1 protein-coding gene is annotated in these 2,505 nt (G+C 65.0%); it reads left to right on the top strand.

Features of this window, described 5'->3' with window-relative positions; genetic code table 11:
* Positions 1 to 652 precede the first annotated feature (652 nt).
* Positions 653 to 2,431: a group II intron reverse transcriptase/maturase gene (gene ltrA, locus ACIBJI_RS42515; RefSeq protein WP_397088854.1), complete on the top strand. Its 1,779-nt coding sequence runs from the start codon at positions 653 to 655 to the stop codon at positions 2,429 to 2,431.
* Positions 2,432 to 2,505: the final 74 nt, after the last annotated feature.

A 2,505-nucleotide genomic window follows, 5' to 3' on the forward strand; every position in this document is an offset into this window, starting at 1 on the left:
GCCGTTGCGACACGATGTCGCTCGATGCGAGTGAACTCGCAGATAGGAGGGCCGAATTCGGTTTCGGCTGTGTGAGTTTCGGGCTCGTGCTCGATGCCCGGCCCCGCTCTGACGTGCGCTGCTGGTAACGGCGGGGTGCGAAGCTCAGGGAAACGCCGAAGGGTTCTCGTTCCATCCGAGGGCCACGGGCCAGGGGCAGGCCGGACGGGTGAATCGCGTGAACCTTCGTTGATGTCTCGTAAAGAGGGCCCTGTCGATGGGATGTGTGTTGGCGGGGAGTAGGGGCTGGCTGCTGGGAAGTGGCAGGCGCCGGTCGGGCACGGCATCCGGCCGGGAGAGCACCGCCGTCCCCGGGATATAGAAGGCACCCTCCCCGGTCAAATCTCGCGCGTGTGAAACGTGGTAACCCCGACGGGGTCCGGGCATCGAATCTGTTGTCCGGTAGGCCGACTGTGAGGAAAGCTGAACTCCCCGAGCGGGATTGGGATGGCCCGAGAAGCGAATGCCGGTGGCCGAAAGGCAACGGGAAACCACGACCGCAATGACTGGCCCCTCCGCCAGATGATCGTGGATAACCGACCGGATACCGGACCTCGAGTGCCCGGCCCTGAAAGGGTGCTGACGCGGGCCAGGTGAGCCTGTGAGGTATTGGTTGACAACGACACTGGAACCGACGGACAAGTTGGACGCCGGAGCGGCGCGAGCTGTGATGGTGAACGGACCCGAGGGCGACGAATTCGACTGGGCCGCGCTGGATTGGCGGGCCGTCGAGGACAACGTACGGAGTCTGCGGCAACGGATCTTCACGGCGACGCAGGCGGGCGACCACAAGCGGGTCCGCAACCTGCAGAAGCTGATGCTCCGTTCCCGCGCCAACACGCTGGTCAGCGTGCGGCGGGTGACGGAGGTTAATGCTGGCCGCAAGACCCCGGGCATCGACGGGCAGGTCATCTCGACCGGCCCGGAGAAGGTGGAACTGACGCGGTGGGTCCACCGCCAGGCGAAACCGTGGACGGCCCGGCCGGTCAAGCGGGTGTATATCCCCAAGGCCAACGGGAAGCGGCGGCCACTGGGTATTCCGGTGATCGTGGACCGGGTGCTGCAAGCGCGGGTGGTCAACGCGCTGGAACCGGAGTGGGAGGCGCGATTCGAGCCGAGGTCCTATGGATTTCGGCCGGGTCGCGGCTGCCACGATGCGATCGAGGCCATCTTCCAGGTGGCCAAGGGCGCGAATCCGGCCCGTCAGTGGGTGCTCGACGCCGACCTGACCGCGGCGTTCGATCGCATCGACCACGACCGCCTGCTCGATCAGCTCGGCGGACTGCCTGCCCGCCAACGCATTCGGCGATGGCTGGCAGCGGGTGTGGTCGAGAAAGGGCAGTTCACTGCGACCGAGGCGGGAACACCGCAAGGTGGAGTGATCAGCCCATTGCTACTGAACGTGGCCCTGCACGGGATGGAACATGCCGCCGGAGTCCGATACGACCGGATCAGCCCTAAAGCTGCTGCGGCGCACCGCAACTCCCCGGTGCTGATCAGATATGCCGACGATCTGGTCGCCCTCTGTCACTCCAGGCAGCAGGCCGAGCAGATCAAAGCCCAGCTCGCCGCATGGCTGGCGCCGAGGGGACTGGCTTTCAATGAGGACAAGACACGCATCACCTGCCTCGACGAGGGCTTCGACTTCCTCGGGTTCAACGTCCGCCGCTACCGCGACATACTGCTGATCAAACCGAGCAGGGCGGCATTGAGACGGATCCGGGAACGGCTGCGCACCGAGATACGGTCCCTGCGGGGAACCAATGCGGCCGCAGTGATTTCACGGCTCAATCCCATCATCCGGGGGTGGGCCGCCTACTACCGGAACGTGGTATCCAGCGAGGAATTCAACGACCTGGATTACTACCTGTGGAAGCTCACCTACAAGTGGGCCAGACACACCCATCCGAACAAGCCGACACGGTGGATCGTCCGCCGCTACTTCGGTGCGTTCAACAAGTCCCGGCGTGACCGGTGGGTGTTTGGCGACCGCGACAGCGGCGCCTACCTGCTCAAGTTCGCCTGGACCAGGATTGTCCGCCACCAGATGGTCGCGGGCACAGCATCACTCGATGATCCTGCCCTCACCGACTACTGGAAAACCCGGCGGCGCAAAGGAATACGCCTTCCCATCGACAGCACCAGGCTGCGGCTGCTGCAAGCCCAGCACGGACGCTGCGCACGATGCGGCGAACTACTCCTACACGCCGACCACCCGCCACAAACCCCCGCTGAATGGGAACGGTGGCTGGCGGCCACCCGCAAGGCAATCACCAAGAATGCCATCACCTTACGGGACCGGGCACCGGAACAATCCGAACTCCGTCTTATCCACACACGCTGCCACCCCCGGCAGCACGGCACACCATCAGCCCGCCATGGGCTTGCTTGAGCCGGATGCATGGAAATCGTGCACGTCCGGTTCTGAGGGGGGCCGGGCGCAGCAATGCGCCCGGCCTACCCGGC

The sequence above is a fragment of the Nocardia sp. NPDC050408 genome (assembly GCF_044458905.1).
GTDB lineage: Bacteria > Actinomycetota > Actinomycetes > Mycobacteriales > Mycobacteriaceae > Nocardia.